18 protein-coding genes are annotated in these 19,597 nt (G+C 44.6%); 8 read left to right on the top strand and 10 right to left on the bottom strand.

Annotation, left to right across the window (positions count from 1 at the left end; translation table 11 throughout):
* Window positions 1-42: 42 nt before the first annotated feature.
* The 3 genes from TW84_RS02925 to trpS all read right to left on the bottom strand — a co-directional run bounded on the left by TW84_RS02925 (window position 43) and on the right by trpS (window position 3,003).
* Window positions 43-1,374, bottom strand: a complete 1,332-nt coding sequence (locus TW84_RS02925) for an MFS transporter (protein WP_045974184.1) — start codon at window positions 1,372-1,374, stop codon at window positions 43-45.
* Window positions 1,375-1,463: 89 nt separating this feature from the next.
* The gene (locus TW84_RS02920) at window positions 1,464-1,766 is read right to left on the bottom strand and encodes a DUF1330 domain-containing protein (protein ID WP_045974183.1); all 303 of its coding nucleotides are present in this window, start codon (window positions 1,764-1,766) and stop codon (window positions 1,464-1,466) included.
* Window positions 1,767-1,980: 214 nt separating this feature from the next.
* Window positions 1,981-3,003: a tryptophan--tRNA ligase gene (trpS, locus tag TW84_RS02915; protein ID WP_045974182.1), complete on the bottom strand. Its 1,023-nt coding sequence runs from the start codon at window positions 3,001-3,003 to the stop codon at window positions 1,981-1,983.
* Between the two features lie 485 nt (window positions 3,004-3,488).
* On the opposite strand from trpS, the gene TW84_RS02910 reads away from it, so the two are divergent.
* The 3 genes from TW84_RS02910 (at window position 3,489) to TW84_RS02900 (ending at window position 4,979) form a co-directional block, all read left to right on the top strand.
* On the top strand, window positions 3,489-3,833 hold the full coding sequence (locus TW84_RS02910; RefSeq protein ID WP_045974181.1) for a lipoprotein: 345 nt from the start codon (window positions 3,489-3,491) through the stop codon (window positions 3,831-3,833).
* A 120-nt stretch (window positions 3,834-3,953) separates the two neighbouring features.
* The gene (locus tag TW84_RS02905) at window positions 3,954-4,406 is read left to right on the top strand and encodes a GNAT family N-acetyltransferase (protein ID WP_240478135.1); all 453 of its coding nucleotides are present in this window, start codon (window positions 3,954-3,956) and stop codon (window positions 4,404-4,406) included.
* A gap of 84 nt (window positions 4,407-4,490) precedes the next feature.
* Window positions 4,491-4,979, top strand: a complete 489-nt coding sequence (locus TW84_RS02900) for a GNAT family N-acetyltransferase (protein ID WP_045974270.1) — start codon at window positions 4,491-4,493, stop codon at window positions 4,977-4,979.
* 92 nt (window positions 4,980-5,071) lie between these two features.
* Here TW84_RS02900 and TW84_RS02895 read toward each other — a convergent pair whose 3' ends face one another.
* The 5 genes from TW84_RS02895 to TW84_RS02875 are packed head-to-tail and all read right to left on the bottom strand — an operon-like array spanning window position 5,072 to window position 10,709.
* Window positions 5,072-5,845 (bottom strand): 2-keto-4-pentenoate hydratase, encoded by a 774-nt coding sequence (locus TW84_RS02895; protein WP_045974180.1) that lies wholly within the window; start codon window positions 5,843-5,845, stop codon window positions 5,072-5,074.
* Window positions 5,846-5,849: 4 nt separating this feature from the next.
* Window positions 5,850-6,464 carry a GntR family transcriptional regulator gene (locus TW84_RS02890; protein WP_045974179.1) on the bottom strand — a complete coding sequence of 205 codons (615 nt, stop codon included), beginning with the start codon at window positions 6,462-6,464 and terminating at the stop codon, window positions 5,850-5,852.
* Between the two features lie 14 nt (window positions 6,465-6,478).
* Complete coding sequence (locus TW84_RS02885) at window positions 6,479-7,999, bottom strand: aldehyde dehydrogenase family protein (RefSeq protein WP_084720178.1); 1,521 nt, start codon at window positions 7,997-7,999, stop codon at window positions 6,479-6,481.
* Window position 8,000: 1 nt separating this feature from the next.
* The gene (locus TW84_RS02880; RefSeq protein ID WP_045974178.1) at window positions 8,001-9,107 is read right to left on the bottom strand and encodes a mandelate racemase/muconate lactonizing enzyme family protein; all 1,107 of its coding nucleotides are present in this window, start codon (window positions 9,105-9,107) and stop codon (window positions 8,001-8,003) included.
* Window positions 9,108-9,110: 3 nt separating this feature from the next.
* Complete coding sequence (locus TW84_RS02875) at window positions 9,111-10,709, bottom strand: GMC family oxidoreductase (protein WP_045974177.1); 1,599 nt, start codon at window positions 10,707-10,709, stop codon at window positions 9,111-9,113.
* A 465-nt stretch (window positions 10,710-11,174) separates the two neighbouring features.
* Between TW84_RS02875 and TW84_RS02870 the strand changes: the two genes are divergently transcribed.
* The 4 genes from TW84_RS02870 (at window position 11,175) to TW84_RS02855 (ending at window position 16,128) form a co-directional block, all read left to right on the top strand.
* The gene (locus TW84_RS02870; RefSeq protein WP_157634000.1) at window positions 11,175-13,349 is read left to right on the top strand and encodes a malate synthase G; all 2,175 of its coding nucleotides are present in this window, start codon (window positions 11,175-11,177) and stop codon (window positions 13,347-13,349) included.
* A 65-nt stretch (window positions 13,350-13,414) separates the two neighbouring features.
* On the top strand, window positions 13,415-15,061 hold the full coding sequence (locus tag TW84_RS02865) for a BCCT family transporter (protein ID WP_071209554.1): 1,647 nt from the start codon (window positions 13,415-13,417) through the stop codon (window positions 15,059-15,061).
* Between the two features lie 184 nt (window positions 15,062-15,245).
* Window positions 15,246-15,779: a GNAT family N-acetyltransferase gene (locus TW84_RS02860; protein WP_045974175.1), complete on the top strand. Its 534-nt coding sequence runs from the start codon at window positions 15,246-15,248 to the stop codon at window positions 15,777-15,779.
* A gap of 1 nt (window position 15,780) precedes the next feature.
* Window positions 15,781-16,128, top strand: coding sequence for a hypothetical protein (locus tag TW84_RS02855; protein WP_045974174.1), 348 nt, complete (start codon window positions 15,781-15,783; stop codon window positions 16,126-16,128).
* 238 nt (window positions 16,129-16,366) lie between these two features.
* On the opposite strand, the gene TW84_RS02850 is transcribed toward TW84_RS02855, so the two are convergent.
* Window positions 16,367-17,119 (bottom strand): SDR family oxidoreductase, encoded by a 753-nt coding sequence (locus TW84_RS02850; protein ID WP_045974173.1) that lies wholly within the window; start codon window positions 17,117-17,119, stop codon window positions 16,367-16,369.
* 75 nt (window positions 17,120-17,194) lie between these two features.
* Between TW84_RS02850 and TW84_RS02845 the strand changes: the two genes are divergently transcribed.
* On the top strand, window positions 17,195-17,587 hold the full coding sequence (locus tag TW84_RS02845) for a winged helix-turn-helix transcriptional regulator (protein WP_045974172.1): 393 nt from the start codon (window positions 17,195-17,197) through the stop codon (window positions 17,585-17,587).
* A gap of 375 nt (window positions 17,588-17,962) precedes the next feature.
* On the opposite strand, the gene TW84_RS02840 is transcribed toward TW84_RS02845, so the two are convergent.
* The coding region (locus TW84_RS02840; RefSeq protein WP_045974171.1) for an Ig-like domain-containing protein at window positions 17,963-19,597 on the bottom strand (1,635 nt) is incomplete at its 5' end.

The following is a 19,597-nucleotide window of genomic DNA, read 5'->3' as shown; positions in this document are numbered from 1 at the left end:
CTTATCAAAGTTTTAAGCCGAGGCTGCGCGTTATATTCCTTTTCAGAAAATGGCCTGCTTCCTATGTTTGATATAGAAAAAAGCGCTGATTGTAATGAACAGAAACGTAAAGTAATAGAAAAATGAAGAGAGTGAGGCGATGAAGTCGACGTGCTGTTCTATCTCCTGCTCGGTATAATTCTGAGACACCAGCTTATAGTAGTAGGCGTACAAAATGCCGATTGAGCCGTATCCTAAGTTGAACACTAAACCTTTGAAACTCAACACCGTTGCTCTGTTGTGAGACTCAGTCTTTTTATTGAGGTGATAACTGATGAAGATGTTCATCGTCATGATAATAAAGATGAGTAACAGGGCAGGGATTACCCCATAGATTGACCACCCTAGGCTGATCCAATAATACGTTGCCATGCTTGCTAAACCCATGATCGCAATGAACCTTTTGGCGGCGATTCGTTCCGCTAGTTTACGACTTTGCCCAGCCAATAAGATTTGCAAGACGCTTATCCCCGCGCCGATGAAGCCGAAATAGATAATCGGAATATCTATGGCGCGATAGTATTGGCTGTTCATGGTTAAGAACATCCGCGATGTATGCTCAAACAAGCTGTAGTAGAGCAATATGAATAGCACGTAAGGAGTGGAAAGCACCCACTTACCCGTATTCAACGTTAATTTGAGGCTGGCGATTGTGGTGGCAAATTTATTGTCGTGCACTGGCAATGCACTGTTGTCTTCTTCCATATTTATTGCGGCATAAAAGGCGATAAGCGCAACGAACAGGGTGGCATAGACAGGAATACGCATGATGTCTTGCGTCTTTTCTGGAGCGTCTAGTCCAAAGACGTTAAATACCGACGCCATAAAGTTCACGTCATACATGGCTGCGCCAATTAGGGTTACCAGAATCCCTACACTAGAGGAAATACGCAGCTGGATCTGCAGCACTTGCGGCCAGACGTCTTCTTTACCTTGTTCTTTTAGTGTGTCGTAAGCCAAAGCCTCGTCGGCGCCACTCGCCAATGCCATCGCTAAGCCACTCAACACTCGATTAATCAAAAACACAAAGAAAACAATCGTTGGGTTCCCTGTGGGCACAAAAGCGATCATAGCGATTTCAATAAACATGACCACTGAAGAGAGCACCACCAGCTTTTTCCGCCCCAATGTATCAGCGAAAGCGCCAGACGGGACTTCAGCTAAAACAATGGTCGCGGCCCAAACGACGTTAAGCATCGCAAACTGTGACAGGGTTAAGCCATAATCGAGATAAAGTAGGGTGAATACTGGGTAGTAAAAACGCGCAAAGTAACTGCTGCGAAAGATTAAGAAGCTGCGGACATTACGGATTTGAAGAATTTCTTTGAGCGTCATGAAGGCTTCAACACTGTGAACAAGATAAACTATGTATATACCCTTTGGGGCTCAATGGTAAAGGTTGTGTGTTTGAAATCATGGGATTGCTAAGTGGTTTTTTCATAACTGGCTATGATGGTTGTGTGGGATACAGACGCATCAAAGTATTGAGCTTTGACTTTCAAATACTCACTATCTGCAAAGAAATTTTGCGCGGCTTCTTGATTAGGAAATCGGATCGTAAAGACTCGATTAATAGGTTCATCAACTTCAGACAGCAGAACATCAGAAACCATAAAGTCAAAGCCAAAATTGCCACCGAATGACCTAAGAATAGGCTTCATAGCCGCTCGATACTCGGAGTAAACGTCATTGTTCGATACTTCAAGGCCAACTAAGAACTCGTACATTTTAATCGCTTCCTATTTTTCGGTGTTTGGTTACCTAATTTATTGTGCCTTAAAGAAATAAACCGAATCAAACCCAAAATTCCACCCTTTGACATTGTCCCAACTCGTTGAAACAGATGAAACGAATAGGACAGAACCCACTTAATCAGGCGCTGTCCTTAAAAGTGCTACTGGTCTGAGTATCTGTCGATGCTGAATCGACAACGCCAGCCTTTCAGAAGAGATTAAGGCCGAAGATATCTTTTACATCAAAAAGCACTTTTTGTGTTTTCTCTCTAGATACTTGGCTGCCTTTGCGCAGCACATCCACCAATTGAGCTCGATCATTCAGAAATTCCTGTCTTCTGTCTCTGATCGGTTTAAGCATTTCTTGTAGACACTCTTCTAGGATCTTTTTTGTCGTACCATCACCAAGTCCGCCGCTCTGATACTGTTGTTTGAGTCGTTTGACTTCATCTTGATCTGGATGGAAAGCATCAAGGTAGGTAAACACCACGTTGCCTTCGATTTGACCCGGATCTTCAACTCGCAGGTGATTGGGATCCGTATACATAGATTTGACCGCTGCAGAGATCTCTTTTTCACTGGCACCAAGATTAATGGTGTTGCCCATCGTCTTAGACATCTTATTTTTTCCGTCTGTGCTGGGCAAACGGGGAGCGTTACTGAGTAACGGGCGGCATTCATTTAAGATAGCTTTGCCAGCTAAAGAGTTCACTTTCCTTACTATCTCATTGGTTTGCTCAAGCATGGGTATCTGGTCATCACCCACGGGAATCAGAGAAGCATTGAAAGCTGTGATGTCAGCTGCTTGAGATATAGGGTAGGTAAGAAAACCGGCCGGAATAGAGCGTTCAAACCCTTTGTTGTGAATTTCACTTTTGACCGTTGGGTTGCGCTCCAATCGACTGATAGTAACCAGATTGCTGTAGTACATGGTGAGTTCGGCGAGCGCAGGCAGTTGGGATTGCAGACAGATGGTTGTTTTGGATGGATCGATGCCGACCGCTAAGTAATCTGCAACCACATTTAAGATGTTCGAAGATACCTTGTTCGGGTTATGCGCGTTGTCCGTAAGGCCTTGCATATCCGCAACAAGAATAGTCTGCTCATGAATGTCTTGAAGGTGAACACGCGGTTTTAAAGAACCCACGTAATGTCCCAGGTGCAATGGGCCAGTGGCTCGATCTCCGGTTAGAATAATGTCCGGTTTTTCAGTCTGTAGTTTGTTTAACATGTTTCTGTCTCCTAGTTAAATAGAGGGCTACTGGAGATAGAAATAGGGATGACATACTTAGCTACCTTCCAGCAGCTAAAGAATGTAAGAATTCAGTGCCGCTCTAATTAGAGCGCCACCAGAAGAAAGATGAAGTAAGCATTAAGATACATTTCATTTGGCACAAGCTAACAACAAAAACTATCAAATACAACCCTTTAATCCTGCTTTTAATATGAAATTGGCTTGTTATGCTAGTAGAAGAAAAAATAAATTACTGTTAATCATCAGACTGACTCAACGCTCGCCAATATAATGCGCTTTGTTGAAAAAGCGATACCGCACTGGCTCATTTTTTATCGGACGTCAGAAATCGAGCATCTAATATATGCTTTATTTTTTAATGGTTTATGTTAGCTTGATTGAAGCTTAGTTGGCAGAAAACTGAGACTGTCCATGATAAAAGATGGTGGCGAAATACAGAACTTAGACCGTCGAGAGAAGTGATGAAAAAAACGTTAATAATTTTGCTGGCTTTATTGGCACTTGCCGGGTGCAGTAAGCCGCTACCTGAAGAGAAACTTTCTTATGTTGGTGAGTGGCAAAGTGCAGAAATGTACTTGTTAATTCTTGCAGATGGTACGGTAGCTTATGAGCGCTTAAAGAGTGGAGGAACCACTTCGATAAATGCGTCAATCAAAGAGTTTGTTGGTGACGACTTTGTTGTGGGTTTTTCCTTTTTAACCACAACCTTTGTGGTGTCCCAACCTCCCCAATTAATAGAAGGTCAGTGGTTGATGGAAGTGGATGGCGTGACATTGGTCAAGACCCGTGAAACCAGTTCAGGTTAAAGAAGCCGATACAAACGACTTACGTCAGACGACTTACTCTTGGCGTTTTTTTGCTTGGAGTTTGAGGGTTAACTCGTTTGTTGTAATAAAAAGGTGTTAGCCACTATAAATGGAGTAGAAATGACAATAATAAATGAAGTAGAAATGACAATAATCGAAGCCGACAACTCGATGAAGGAAGCGATCGGTAAATTCTACAAAGAGCAGGGGTATCACAGCGCTTGGTCGGAGACAGAAAGAGCGTTTATTTGCCTGAATGACGGGGTGATTATCGGTGCCGTGAAAGTAGAACTTATTCATGATGTCACCATACTCAGAGGCATGTACATTGCCTCTGATTTTCAAGGTCAAGGATTAGGGCGCCAATTTCTTCAGCACATTGAACCTGTATTAAATTTGCGTACAGCCTACTGCATGCCTCTCGCACATGTGACCGACTTTTATAAACAAATCAATTTTAAAGAAATTGAAGAGAGCCAGTACCCGGAGTTTTTGCAACAGCGCTGCAGGAAGTACCGAGAAATGGGTTACACAATAACCACAATGCGTCGTGACAAGATAGAACAAAGATAGACTCACAGCGCTTCACTTCTAATACAGTTACGGTTTATGACACAGGAGAATCAGCAGTTGAAAATTCAAACAGACAGATTGGAAATGGCTCAAATTACGGCTGATGACTGGGGGTTGTTTCAGGCTCTTAATCAAGACCCTGCGGTGATCCAGTTATGTTTCGATGAGCCATCATTGGAAGAAATTAAGCAGAGTTTTGAGTCACGGCTTCCTCTATGGAACAACCGTTCAGAGCATTGGTTGTGTTTGACGATGACGCTGAAAGAAACGGATGAAAAAATAGGTGTGACTGGCTTTCGTATTACGGACGGTCGTGCAGAAGTTGGCTATTTGATTTTACCTCGCTATCACGGCCAAGGTTTGGGGTCGGAATCGTTAAAAGCCTTAATAACATGGGCATCTGAAGAGCAAGGTATTCACTCCTTCGACGCGATAGTGACACAAGGAAACATCGGCTCGGAGAAAGTACTGACTAAGAACGGATTTTCTCTTAAAAAGGTCGTACCGGAAGCGTATAAGATTGGTGGGAAGTGGTACGCAGACCATATCTACAGTTACGAACATACGGCATGATAACGAAAACGGATTCGCAACGCATGGCATTGTTACCATGCGTTGCGTTAAACCATGATAGTTGGGTCAAAGTGCCCAATCGCTAATGATATCTACTTAAACTCTACATACGCCGAACCAATACCCGGGAAGCGTGCTTCAACGGTAGCCCCCTTGGTCACTTCGGGCATGCCGACATGAGTTCCAGTCGTGACCATCTGGCCTTTCTTGAAACCGCCATCGCGTTTTGAACGATGGTTACAGATCCAAACAACCAAGTGAGTGGGATCCACCGTTGGTAAACCGCCTTTCTTCTGAGTATGAAGTTCACCGTTGATCATGATTTGGGCCACTTGTTGGGCATAGTTTATTGACCGAACATCGGTTGTGCCATCGCCAAGGATGATACCACCGGACATGCTGTTATCACTGAGTAACCATGAATCCTCGGTATTGCTCCAATCTTTAAATCGAGTATCAATGATCTCAACCGCCACTCGAACCTTTGCTATTGCAGCCATGACTTCGGACTCTGTGTAATCACGACCAATGTCAGGCATATCCTGTCCAAATTCAAACACAAGCTCAGACTCTACTCCTATCATATGAAACTTGGAGGAGTCTAATTGAGCGCCTGTTTTGTGGACGAATGGGGAAGGGATTGGAGCCGCAAATGGTATTTCTTCTAACGTATTAGCGCCTGTTTTCCAGACGTTCTGACTCTCTTTACTATCGGTTAGCAACTCACTCACCAAGTCTTGAATCTGGTAGGCTTCTGTCTTACCCATCGGTAGCAAGTGAGTAACAGTGGATGAATCGATTTGTTTTCCATCAGTGTAAGCTGCAGTGATCAACTCGGCAGCGGCTTGTAATTTATTCTGGGGCATTCCCTCACTCCTTAAGTGAAAACATCATTTCGGGCCAAATCAGAAGGTGCTTCTCAAGGTAGGCGCTTGCCTTGAATGTGTTATGTTTTAAGCTTTGTGCTATTGAGTAATGCTCTTCATTACTCTGGGTGTAATTTCTTTTCATGAATAAGCGACTTAAAGAGACGCGGTCAGATACGTTTTGATATGAGGTGGTTAAAAACGGGTTACGCGCAGACTCAACAATGGCATGATGAAAGGAGCGGTCGAGATCTTCATATTCCTTCCAATTCTCATCTTCAATCGCTCTGTCCATTCCTTCGCAGATTCCCATCAAACGCTCATGCAACTGAAGGACATCACAACACTCACGCAACGCGCTTAGCTCTAGCATCCTTCTAAAAGACAACAGATTCTCAACCTCTTCATAGCTTGGGGTCCAGATCTTGTTACCACTCTTTGGAGCGGTAACAATCAATCCTTCTAGCTGAAGGCGCTTTAAGGCGTGTGATATCGGTGAGCGGCCAAAGTTAGTATCAAGAACAATGTCATTTATTGAAATTTTTTTCTCAAAAGGAATCGAACCACTCAGGATTCGAGCTTTCAATAACTCATAGACTTCATCACTAAGATTCTTCACTAACCTCTCTCCACTTAGATCTTAAGGGTGATATTCTTCACTCGTAAGTAATTCTCAATGCTCGCTAAGCCTTTCTCTCGGCCAAAGCCTGACATTTTAGTTCCACCAAACGGAGTATAGAAACCACCTGCATAATATTGATTAATCGTTACCTGACCGGCATCAATTTGACCAGCCATTGCTAGCGCTTTTGATGTGTCTTTGGAATAAACACAAGCTGCCAAACCAAAGTCAGTACAGTTTGCTGCATCCACACCATCATCGTCTGAATCGATGATCTGAATCGCCAGAACAGGCCCGAATATTTCCTTCTGAACGATGTCATCATCCATGGGGACATCATCAATGACAGTTGGCTCAAAATAGTAACCTTTATCTGTCAGTGGATGTACACGTGAAGACCCGCCACAACGAATTGTTAGGCCGCGTTCCTTCGCCGCGTCTACCATACCTTGTATCTTATCCAAATGAGCCTTGGAGGTAATTGAAGCGAGTCTTTTATCTTCCAAAGCGTGACCGAAATCTATTTTTTCTATATTAGACAGGAACTTACCCATAAACTCTTCGTGTATGTCACGATGAATGATCAAACGAGAACCCGCCGAGCAAACTTGACCTGAGTTGAAAAAAATCGCCCACATCATGTCGTCAGCGACGAGTTCAACATCAGCATCAGACAATGCTATCGCAGGAGATTTACCGCCAAGCTCAAGCGTCACACTGCTGATATTATTCGCCGCTGATCGCATGACGTTTTGACCTGTAGCCACAGAGCCTGTGAAAGTGACATGGCGTACATCTTTATGGGATGTCAGAGCATTGCCAATCTCTGAACCATAGCCGTTAACGACGTTCACAACACCATCAGGTAAGCCAGCTTCGGAGAAGATTTTTGCCATAAGCAGAGAACTTAAAGGGGTGATCTCTGAGGGTTTTACGATTGCAGAGCAACCCGCCGCCAGAGAAGGGGCAACTCCGCGAATCGCGGTCAGTAGCGGAAAGTTCCATGGTGCAACATGAACAGTGACACCCACAGGCTCCTTTGCATTGAATGACACAAACGAATCACCCAGCGGCACGGTATCGCCCGCGAACTTATCAGCCAAACCACCGTAATAGCGAAGTTGATCGGCCGAATTAATCACATCCCCATGTGCTTCGTTCAATGGCTTGCCTGAATCCATCGCTTCAATTACGGCCAGTGTATCAATGTGAGATTCTAGAGCATCGGCAAGCTTAAACATCATCTTAGCTCGCTCAGCTGGTGGCGTGGCGCGCCAAACTTTGAATCCTTTTTTGCTGGATTCTACGGCTGCTTCAACATCTTGGACGTTACCACGAGCGCATTGGGCAAAAACCAACTCCGAGCCCGGATCCTCAACATCAATGTATTCACCACTTGACGGTGGCACTTCGCGACCGGCGATGAATTGACCTGTTGGCAAATCAGAGAACAGATCGACCCGATCTTGGTTATTCTTACTCAGAATGGCCAATGGCCCTGACGTCTTTAGTAATGCTTTTAGTTTTTTCATTTTACAGTTCACTCACCTTGTAATCAGTCGTCGCCATCCAGTCCTCACGAATAGTCACCCCCCATCCAGGGCCGCTCGGAATGGCAACTTTGCCGTCTCTAGCGATTGGTACACCATCATAGATACCATCTTGCCACGGGTAGTAGTCCTCACCTTCGATAGAGAACTCAACATAAGGGCCAGCATTGGGAATCGCACCTTGCAAATGAAGCGTAAAGATGGTGACGAGAGACATATTGGCTGCATGTGGGGTGACGATCATATCGGCTTTCTTGGCAAGTTCGACCACTTCAAGTGTTCGGGTGATGCCCCCCATATAGCACACATCAGGTTGAAGAACATTAACCACTTTATCGCTGATCATTCGCTCCCAAGCAGGGATGTAGTGGTCTTGCTCACCACCAGTCACTTCTAGTTTCAGCGCCGCTGTTACTTCTTTTGTCCAATCCATCTTCCAGTAAGGACATGGTTCTTCGAAGTGATTGATGCCGTTATCTTCAAGCATGTGGCCAACTTCAATGGCTCGTTCCACGTTGAAGCAGCTGTTCGCATCGGCAAGTAAACTGACATCATCGCCCATTTGTTTGCGCATCAAGGGTATGATCTCTTCGGTTCTACCTTCCCACTCATCTTTGTTACGACCTGTTTCAGCTCCGACGCGGAATTTAAACGCATCGTAGCCATGAATGTCTTGAAGTTTTTTGAAGCGGTCTGCCTCTTGTTGAGGGGTGATATCGCGCTTCATACTGGAAGCGTAAACGCGAAGATCTCTAGGAGTGCCGCCTAGTAATTCACACACAGACTTCTGTTGCGATTTACCAAGCCAATCCCACAGTGCTGTTTCTACCCCACATAGAGCGCGATAAAGGTATGAGCCCAAGAATTTATGTTGCTTTTCTAGGACGAAGTCGACCATATCTTTAATGTCAGCTTGGTCATTAAAATCGTAATGCCTGATTAAAGGCGCGACTTGACGATGCATGATTTCAACGCTGATGTCAGCGTTATAGGTCGAAACTTGACCGAAACCGGTTGAGCCGTCTTCCATGGTGACTTTGACAATACCCACATCACAGTTAGTAAATGATTCGATTTTTCTGATTTTCATTGCTTAAGACCACTCTTCTAGAATTAGTTTCGATGCCTTTTCAGCCATCATCATTGTTGGTGCATTGGTGTTACCGGATGTGATCGTTGGGAAAACCGACGCATCCACAATTCGAAGCCCATTCATTCCGTGAACTTTGAAACTTGAGTCAACGACAGAGTCATGGGCGTTCTTCCCCATTTTGCAAGAGCCGCATAAGTGGTAAATCGACCCTGCATTTTGGATTATGACTTGGAGGATTTCTTCATCTGACAGTGATGAGTATTTCTCTGGGTTCGCAACACTTTTGCCAAGCGGGCCAGATACGGCGATCTCATTCACACGTTTAAACGCCTCAATCATGTCTTGCTGATCATCCTTATCACCTAGGAAATTACAGAAAATCTCAGGTGTATCGCTTAATTTAGGAGAAACCGCTTTTATATGACCTCTGCTTGCGGGGCGGCAAAGGTTATAAAAGAAAGAGAACTCAGACTTTTCGCTTAGCTTCAACTTAGCGCCTGGGTCTGTCGGCAGGGAGTAGGAAATAGGATTGAAGTACACCTGAACGTTCGGCTCTGGTTGAGCCTCATCTGAGCGTATGAAACCACCGACGCTTTTGACACCGTAGGCCAAGGGTCCGGAACGCTGGAATAGGTATTTGGCACCTTGACGAATCGCCGTAATAGGCTTGAGCATCGTGATGTTTAACGTCGGTGTTGTAGACTGGTAGTAAAGGCAACCACAAAGGTGATCCTGCAAATTTTTGCCCACCAGAGGTAAGGCGACCTTCGGAGTAATACCAGCCTCAGCGAGTTCTTCGGGACAACCTACGCCAGAGACTTGCAATAGGTGGGGTGAACCGACAGCGCCGGCCGAAAGTATGAGCTCATCGTTGATGGTGATCTCTTCTTCTTTGCCTTTAATTTCAACCAGTAACGAAACCGGTTTCTCACCTTTTAGGTTTATCTTTTTAACGTGACAGTGCTTAATAAGCGTCAGGTTTGGGCGAGCTAGAGCAGGTTTCAACATTGCTTTAGCACTGGAAGACCTAATGCCATTAGAAACATTCATATCATAGAAGCCAATGCCTTCAACAGAGCCATCCCCTCGGTTGAAGGAACCCACTTGGCTGTACCCTATGTCCATGCATGATTGCATGAAGTCACGACATAGTGCTGATTCATTCCCTTGAGTGGAAGTCACGCTAATGTGGTGTTCTTCATTGGTGTGGCCTTCGAGTTTGGAAAAGAACGGCATCACATTTTCAAAGTTGTACTGCTCATCATCGGTAACGCGCGCCCATTCTTCGAAGTCACTTCGTTGGCCTCGAACATAAATCATCGCATTAATAGAACCACTGCCGCCGACTATTTTCCCTCGAGGTTGGTAAACGCTCTGATTGTTCAGGTGGGGCTCATGAGCGCTGTAATACATGTAGTTGGTTTTAGGGTTATTGAAATTATTCACAAATCCTATTGGTATAGAAGTGGAAAGATTTCTCTCATACCTACCGGCCTCTAGCACAGCAATCGACTTGTCAGAGTATTTTGATAAGCGTTCAGCCAATACCGAGCCAGCCGAGCCAGAGCCCACAATTATAACATCGTAACTTCTATTCATTTTCGTCGCCTTCAACAAGCTGGATGCCAGTCTACATCTCCAATGTCCCTTTGGTTACTAAAATGTAACACGGATGTATTCTTGGTCTATCTGTAATGTTAGTTTTCATGTGTTGAGTCTCATAAATGCCCAAAATGTGATCATATTGGTATATTTGGTTATTAATTGCTCGTTTTTATCAAAGGTTGATGGAGATCTAAAAGTTTACATTGCGATTTGGGGAAAATAACTAAAACGCTAGATTAACAATAATGCAACATCTAGTATCTCTACTCGGTCAAATTACATCACCAGCAACAACAAAAACCACATCGAGAAAATTAGGTTAAAAGCCTTGGTAGCAACTCGAAAATAGTGCTGGGTATGGATGAATTGACGATGAGCCATGGTTTTCAGTCGACTGGATTAATAACAAAGCGGCAGCATAAACAGATTAAAAAACAAGCAACAGTATAGGGGCGCTTGATGAATTACCTAGAGATCCACAAGATTCATGTTAACGGTAAACTTGCCGAACTCATTAACACTGTGTTGAGGAACCAAAATATTGATAAGGAGGCTTTTTGGCGTTCTTTGTCTGAGGGTATTAACGAGCTTGGCGTCAAAAACCACGCTTTGATAGCGAAGCGTAAAGAGCTTCAAGCGCAAATTTCTCAATGGCACGAAAAACATAATGGTGATGATTTTTGCTTTGCGAAGTACCGTAAATTTCTTACGGATATCGGCTATCTAGTTGAGGAAAAACAACCGTTTATCATTAATTCTAATGATATTGACCCTGAAGTTAAAACCATGGCGGGACCGCAGCTCGTTGTTCCCATAAACAACGAACGATTTGCGCTCAATGCGGCCAATGCGCGTTGGGGAAGTCTATATGATGCCATGTATGGTACCGATGCAACGGGTTCGAAACCTCCAAGCAAAGAATTCAACGTAGCGCACGCAGAAAAAGCCATCCAACAGTCAATGCGCTTTCTCGATACTGCCATTCCCCTAATGTCTGGCTCTTACCAACAAGTCACTGCACTTAAGTTCGATGAGGGCAGTAAACGTTTAACGATTGAGTTGGAAGGTGGTCAAATCACGTCTCTAGCCAACGAAAGTCAGCTGATTGGGCAGAGAAGCGATGGTCAGACTGAGAAACTTCTTTTCAAAAACAATCAACTTCATATCGAGATCGGTATCGACGCAAACAGCCCAACAGGACGCTTGTCTAAAGCGGGCATTTCAGATGTCCAGTTGGAGTCAGCTCTAAGTACGATTATGGACTGTGAAGACTCTGTTGCTGCGGTCGACGCAGACGACAAACTTAAAGTCTATGAAAACTGGCTGGGCTTGATGAACGGTTCTCTTTCTTGCGCTTTACATAAAAATGGTCAGTGGATCGAGCGATCGCTGAATCCGGACCGAGTCTATAACAGTACGAACTCTGACAGTATTGTCAGCGTTGCTGGACGCAGCCTTTTGCTGGTGCGTAACGTGGGGCACCTCATGACGACTGATCTTATTCTAGATGAGAATGGGGATGAGGCGTATGAGGGAATAGTAGATGGATTCGTTACCGCTCTCATCGCACTCGAAAACAGAAACAGCACTTTCAAGAATGGTCAGCACGACAGTATCTACATTGTTAAGCCAAAGATGCATGGGCCAGAAGAGGTGGAATTCACTAACACTTTGTTCAACAAGATTGAAGACAGCCTCAACCTAAAACGTCATACGATTAAAGTCGGAGTCATGGATGAGGAACGCAGAACCTCAGCCAATCTGATGGAGTCTGTGCGGGCGGTTAAAGACCGAATTTTTTTCATCAATACCGGCTTTTTAGATCGCACTGGCGACGACATACACACCATCAGTGCCGCTGGCGTGGTACCCACAAAATCAGAGATGAAATCACAACCATGGCTGGAGGCATATGAGTCTGGGAATGTGAATACCGGATTGAAGCTGGGTTTTCTTGGCGGTGCTCAAATAGGTAAGGGCATGTGGGCGATGCCAGATGAGATGGCTAAAATGCTTGAGCAGAAAATCACCCACCCCAAAGCAGGCGCAACGTGCGCTTGGGTACCATCTCCGACCGCCGCGACGCTCCACGCAACACACTACCACCAACACTCTGTGTTGGAGACACAAAAATCAATGCTTGAGGCACTGAATACAAACAATCGATATGACCTTGAAAAGTTGCTAACGCCTTATGTGTATGCAAACAGCAAAACCTTAGCGACAGAAGCCATCCAAACTGAACTCGATAACAACATCCAGAGCATTCTTGGTTATGTGGTCCGTTGGATTGATCAAGGTATAGGGTGCTCAAAGGTCTTGGATATCAATAACGTCGGCCTAATGGAGGATAGAGCAACCTTGCGTATTTCTTCGCAACTTATCTCGAACTGGTTTGCGCACAGTGTCTGCTCGGAGGAGCAGATAAATGAAACTCTCTGGCGTATGGCTGGTGTCGTTGATGAGCAAAATAGCTCGGATCCTCACTATGTACCCATGCTCAGTAACTTTGAGAATAATCTGGCGGTTTTGGCTACCAGAGAATTGATCTTTCATGGAGCAAGTCAGCCTAACGGTTATACCGAGCCCGTTCTCCATCGATACAGGAAACTCAGTAAGAAACAGAATAGCTAATTGAATAGCAGTTTATAAATGAGGTTCGCCTCTTATCCAAACACAACGTGAAACGTGGAAATAATATGAATAATCAAGTCTTAGAGAATAAGAAAGGTGCGATAGATAAAGCGGTCTTCTGGCCAGCTACAATCTTAACATTGTCAATGGCGATATTCTTCTTGGTCGACCCGGTCGCAAGTGGAATTGTCATGGGCAAGTTGCATGCATTTACAACAGGGGAGTTGGGTTGGTTTTTCTTAGTGGCCACATTTGTCGTCGTGATCTTCTGTATTTATCTCGCAACGTCTCGTTATGGTGCAGTGGTGATGGGTGATAAAGGGCAGGGGCCCGAATTTTCAACAATCACATGGCTCGGCATGATCTTCACTTCGGGTACGGGGGGGAGTGTACTCTATCTCGGTGCGGTTGAGTGGATTTGGATAATGCAGTCGCCCCCCTTTGGTGTTGAGGCGGGTAGTGCTGAAGCGGCTCATTGGGCTTCGGCATACGGCATGTTTCACTGGGGACCGTCTGCTTGGGCTTGGTATATTGCGTGCGCAATCCCTATTGCTTATTGCTTTTATGTACGCAAAAAGCCAACGTTAAAAATCAGTGAGTTTGCGCGTCCTGTACTGGGAAAAAAGGTCGATGGTGTCTCTGGTCACACGATTAACTTCCTATACATGTTTGGCATGGTTGGTGGTGTTATGACCTCTCTGGCATTGGGTACGCCACTTATTTCAAGTGCCATTGTGTATGTGATGGGGTGGCAGTCAAGCAATGCCCTTTTAGATACTTTTGTTATCTTCCTATGGACTTTCATTCCTCTTGTCACCCTTGTTGCTGGACTTAAGAAAGGTGTGTCTGTACTGAGTGATTGGAACGTAAAGGCAGACGTAGTGATGCTGGTTGCCTTGTTGATCTGTGGCCCTACGGCTTATATCCTCAACTTGTCAGTGGATGGCCTGGGATTAATGCTGCAAAACTTTGTTTACATGAGTTTGGCGACAGACATCATCCGAGAAGGGGGATTCCCTCAAGCGTGGACCATCTTCTATTTTTCTTGGTGGGTGGTATACGCACTGCCATTTGGCTTGTTTATCGCCAAAATATCGAGAGGAAGAACGATTCGAGAAATTGTGATGGGCGGTCTGATAGCTGGCTCTTTGGGTTGCATGGTGTTCTACATGGTGCTTCCAAGTATGGGCATCCATATGCAAATGACAGGACAGGTGGATTTGATGTCGATTATGAACGAGCAGGGACGCGGTCCAGTTGTATACGCCATGCTCGAACAAATGCCGCTTGGAACACTTTTTGTGCTTGCCTTTGGGCTAATTACGCTTGTCTCATACATTACCGGCCACTGCGCTGTAGGGTATTCGCTGGCTGCTGCCACGCAAGACAAAATTGCGGAAGATGAAGACCCCGCTCATTGGAACATCGCTTTTTGGCTTATTTTGGCTGGCGTTGTGTCTTTGGCGCTTTACTTTATAAACCCTCAGAGTTTGAAGCCTCTTCAAACCGTTTCAATCTTAATGGGTTTCCCTCTATGTTTTGTGATTGGAATCATCGCTAGAGGTTTTATTAAGCAAATTAATATCGACTTCCCTGAAGGCTTTCCAGCAGCAGACTCAAAGGGTCGAATCTATCTGGATACGCCTATCGATCGAAACGTTGAAGATAGCGAAAAAAACTCAGAGCTTGAGCCTGTCATTGCTCAAAGGTAATCTGTAGCGACTGGCATTGAGCAATGAACTTGAACAGGTTTAAGCAAGCAAACGCTAAACGAGTGTCAAAGCCGATAAAAACGAAAAGACGTCCTAGGACGTCTTTTTTAAATCGTTCGATACATAACTCAAGGACTGGTCATTGCAAAGTGTTTTGTGTCAGTTAAGGCTTATAAGGAAAATCATGCAATTAGAATTAGATGGTTATTATTTACGTTCGTTGGATGTAGGAGACGCGGACAGTTTTTATCAGTGGTCTTGTGATCGTGAAGTCACGGTGTACAGCCTATCTTCATATGCTTACCCACAATCCAAATCAGATATAGAAAAATGGCTTTTATCCATTAACTCGAGTACAAAGACCGTCTCTTTTGGCATCTGTTGTAAAGAAAGTGATCGCCTTATTGGATATGCTGGCCTATCAGGCATCAGCACGTTAAATCGCAGTGGTGAGTATTTTATTCTGATTGGTGAAAAAAGTGACTGGGGTAAGGGCATCGGTTCGGCAGTGACGAAACGAGTAACGGATTACGCTATCGACACGCTTGGTCTGCACAGAGTGCAACTTACCGCAAGCGCTCTTAATGTAGGTGCCATTAAAGCTTATGAAAATGCTGGCTATCAACATGAGGGTGTGATGCGACAATCAGGTTTTCGCAATGGTCGATTTGTCGATAAAGTATTAATGTCAGTGCTCTCGACAGAGTGGCAAGGATGATATGAAGTTCTTTTTTGGTGTTATCGCTTTTATCCTTTGCCTAATCGTTCTCTATGCATTGAGTAGCTACGTCACGGAGAAACTGCGCAAGCAGTTAATGAGCAAATATAATGACAAAGAATTGGTTGAAAAATTGTTGATGCGAATGATTTGGCAAGGTCAGACTGAAGAGCAACTATTGGATGCGATTGGACAGCCTGCTCATTGTTTACAAGATGACGGCCAAACGAAAGTATTGCAATATGAGCCAGCTCGAAGTGGCCGTATTTCGTCGGTGTCTTTGCATCCCCAGCGCTTTAAGGTGACGCTTGAAAATGGAAAGGTGGTTGACTGGGACAGGAAGCAATAACTCACTAAGGGCGAGTCGTCTTCTCTGTCTTGTATGAGAGGAATAAAGTGTCATACTCGTTAACTTGGCCATCCGATAAAACACGTTTCTGGACAGAAATGTGCCAAAGGTTTTACTAACTTGGCTGAAAACGCATTATCAGAAATAGGGCAAACCTCTAATTGAATGACCAGTTTTTGTAGTCCACTACAGGCAAATATTTAAAGCAGTGGTCAATCCTATTGACCACAAAAAACACTTACAAATTTCCTACGCCCCCGTCAATCAGCAATTCAGAGCCAAGCATGTAAGCTGATTCATCAGAGGCGAGAAAAACCGCTGCTTTTGCCAGTTCTAGTGGTGTTCCCAAGCGCTTCAGAGGGACTAACTCTTTTACTTGGTTAATCAAAGCGGCTTGCTCACTTTCAGGCAAGCCAAATTTATCAAAAGCTTCTGTCTGTGTTGGTCCAGGACTCAAGGTATTAACTCGAACACCTAGGTGTTTCAGTTCTCCAGATAAGGTTCTAGCAAGGGATATTAGTCCAGCTTTACTCGCAGAATAAACGCTACTTTGAGGTAGACCAATTTGAGCGGAAACGCTTCCACATAGGATGATCGAGGCTGAGTCAGACAATATAGGCAATAAAGAACGAATGAGAAAGAAGGGGCCTTTTAAATTTGTATTTATGACACGATCAAAATCTTCCTCATCCCATTCGCCTAGTGATTTGTGTGTGACATCTCCAGCGTTAATATAAAGAACATCAAGCCTAGGAAATACAGATTTCACTTCTTCAGCTAACTTGTATTGTTGTTGGATATCAGAAGAATCACTTTGAATAAGGATTGCACTGTCTCCCAACTCTGCTCTTGCTTTCACTAACCCTTCTTTCCCGCGCCCTGTTACTGCAACGCACGCCCCTTCCAAGCCAAACTGCTTTGCAGTTTCCAGACCGATGCCCGCAGTACCTCCGGTTATTAAGGCATATTTATTATGTAATCTTAAAGGCATTATATCTCCTGTTGTTTTTTATATCATCGGAGGGCATTATTTGATAAATAGTTTCAATTGTATAGTAGGTTCCAAATGGATACTAAAGAGAAAAATAAAAATAATTTTTTAGATAATGGCTCTTCATGCCCTATGGTCGACTTTGTAAGTATTGTTTCAGGAAAATGGGCTATTCCAATTTTATATCGGTTGATTGTCACGGATGATGTTATACGTTTTGGTGAATTACAGAGAGCGATAGGCCAAATCACACAAAAAGAATTAACAAAACAATTGCGTGCTTTTGAAACCCTTGGACTTGTCAGTAGAACTGTCTACCCTGAAATGCCTCCTAGAGTCGAGTATTGTGTGACAGATCTGGGAGTTACATTAAAACCAACTCTCGATTCACTCGCTAATTGGATGACCCAACATCGAGATCAATTAATGGGTAAAGAAATATTTGAGAGTGAACGGAACAGTAAATAGGCTCGGGTCCAGAGTTTTGCCACGCATTACTTTTGATATATCAAAATTAGCTGGCTATATGCTATGTATTTAAAAACGTAACAAGCTTTGGGGCATAGACGACTTAGAAAAGGCAGCGTACCGATGTGAGCGCTGCCTTTTTAGTATGATTCTTTATTACTTGATTTCAGACTTTATTACTCTCCCATAACCCAATTTACAACCCTCCAAGGGGCTTAAGCCGCTCTTCGATAGGCGAAATACATACGTTCAATAGCAAACACGAAAGCCGTCCTAGGACGGCTTTTCAGAATCTAACGACTGTATCGGCAAATTAGTAACAATCGTGCGGCCAAGCTATTTGTTCTTGACGCACGCCTGCGTGTGATAATGAAATCATTCTTCGATACGGTCTGAGACACATGCCGCTAGGAAAGCAGACTCTTTTGAATAAGATGCTATGGATTTGTTTTCCATATACACGCCCAAGTATTCTCCGTTTTTATTGCCTTTGGTGGATGTCCAGTAATAGTAGTTGTTTGGCAACTGGGTTAGGATTTGTCTGCTATGTAGAAAATCAATTTCATCACTTCGTATTAAACGCCAGTTAGTGCGTCCTCCTAAATAGATACCGCTATACCTAACACACATTGCATCCGCTTGTTCCCACGTGAATACATAAAAACGATCGTTATCATGGCCCCACTTACCAGTAGTATAAAGAATATCACCATCACGGCTTAGGCCAAGCCTATCTAGGTAATCAACCGATGGGGTGCTGGCAAAAATCCTTCCATCTTCGTTGGGGATCTTAAAAAGAAAAATGCATTCACGTGCTAAACCATCACCGCCAATACTGTCTGGTGAACATACGTTCACATCCAAGCTCCTAAGAAAGCCATCTAGATGAGCGTTTAATAAGCCTGTTCCTACATTTTTGGGGATGAGTAAGTTGTATGCGAGTGTAAATGCACCACTAACAAGGCCCGTGTCATCATCTACAGGTAGAGACAACTTGACATCATCCGTGACATTGGCAGTGGTGCCATCACTGTATGTAGCGATGGCTGTGACATCATGTATTTGAATATTCGTATCAATAAGCTCTATGTTAGGCATGCCGATGAAGGGAGGCATTAAAGTGAGATCCGTCATGACCGCGTTGGTGATATCAACGTCAATGGTGTTGCTGGTGATATTGTCTTTTACCGCAGTTACCGTGGTGCTGCCGACTTCCACACCAGTGACTTGCCCTTCAGGCGTCACGGTGGCGGCACTGGTATCGACAGGGAGCCAAGTAACAGAGTCAGTCACATCTGAGGAGGTGTGATCACTGTAAATAGCAGTGGCGGTTAAGGGTTGGTGCTGCCCTTTGGCAACCTGTAGTGTGGTTGGTGTGACGCTAATATCGGTGATGACCGCGTCGTTGACCTCGACATCAACGGTGTGGCTTTCTACTCCGTCTTTGACCGCCGTGAGAGTCGTTGTGCCGATCTTGATGCCGGATAACACCGCGTTTGAGGTGATGGTGGCGACACTGGTATCAATCGGGACCCAAGTAGCGGAATTACTAATATTGGTTGAGGTGTTATCGCTATAAGTGGCTGTAGCTGTCAGCGTTTTTTCTTGCCCTTTTGCGATGGTGGCCAAGGCTGGGGTAACGCTTATACTGGTGATCACCGCGTCACTGACCACCACGCCCACCGAATGACTAGTAACGCCATCTTTAACGGCGGCAAGAGTCGTGGTACCGACGTCCACCCCGGAGACTTGTCCTTCGGGGTTGACGGTGGCGATACTCGTATTGACAGGGCGCCAACTGACGGAGTCAGTGATCTCTGATGAGGTGTTATCACTGTAGATAGCATTGGCGGTTAAGGTTTGGTGTTGTCCTTTCGCAACATGTACAACAGAGGGTATCACGCTAATGTCTGTGATCACCGCATCTGAGACATCGACGCTGACGCTATTGCTGGTGATACCATTTTTAACCGCGGAGAGGCTGGTGGCCCCGACGTTCACTCCAGTTAC

The organism is Vibrio neptunius (assembly GCF_000967495.1).
Lineage (GTDB): Bacteria > Pseudomonadota > Gammaproteobacteria > Enterobacterales > Vibrionaceae > Vibrio > Vibrio neptunius.
The sequence above is the reverse complement of the archived record's forward strand: the minus strand, read 5'-3'. Positions and strand labels throughout refer to the sequence as shown.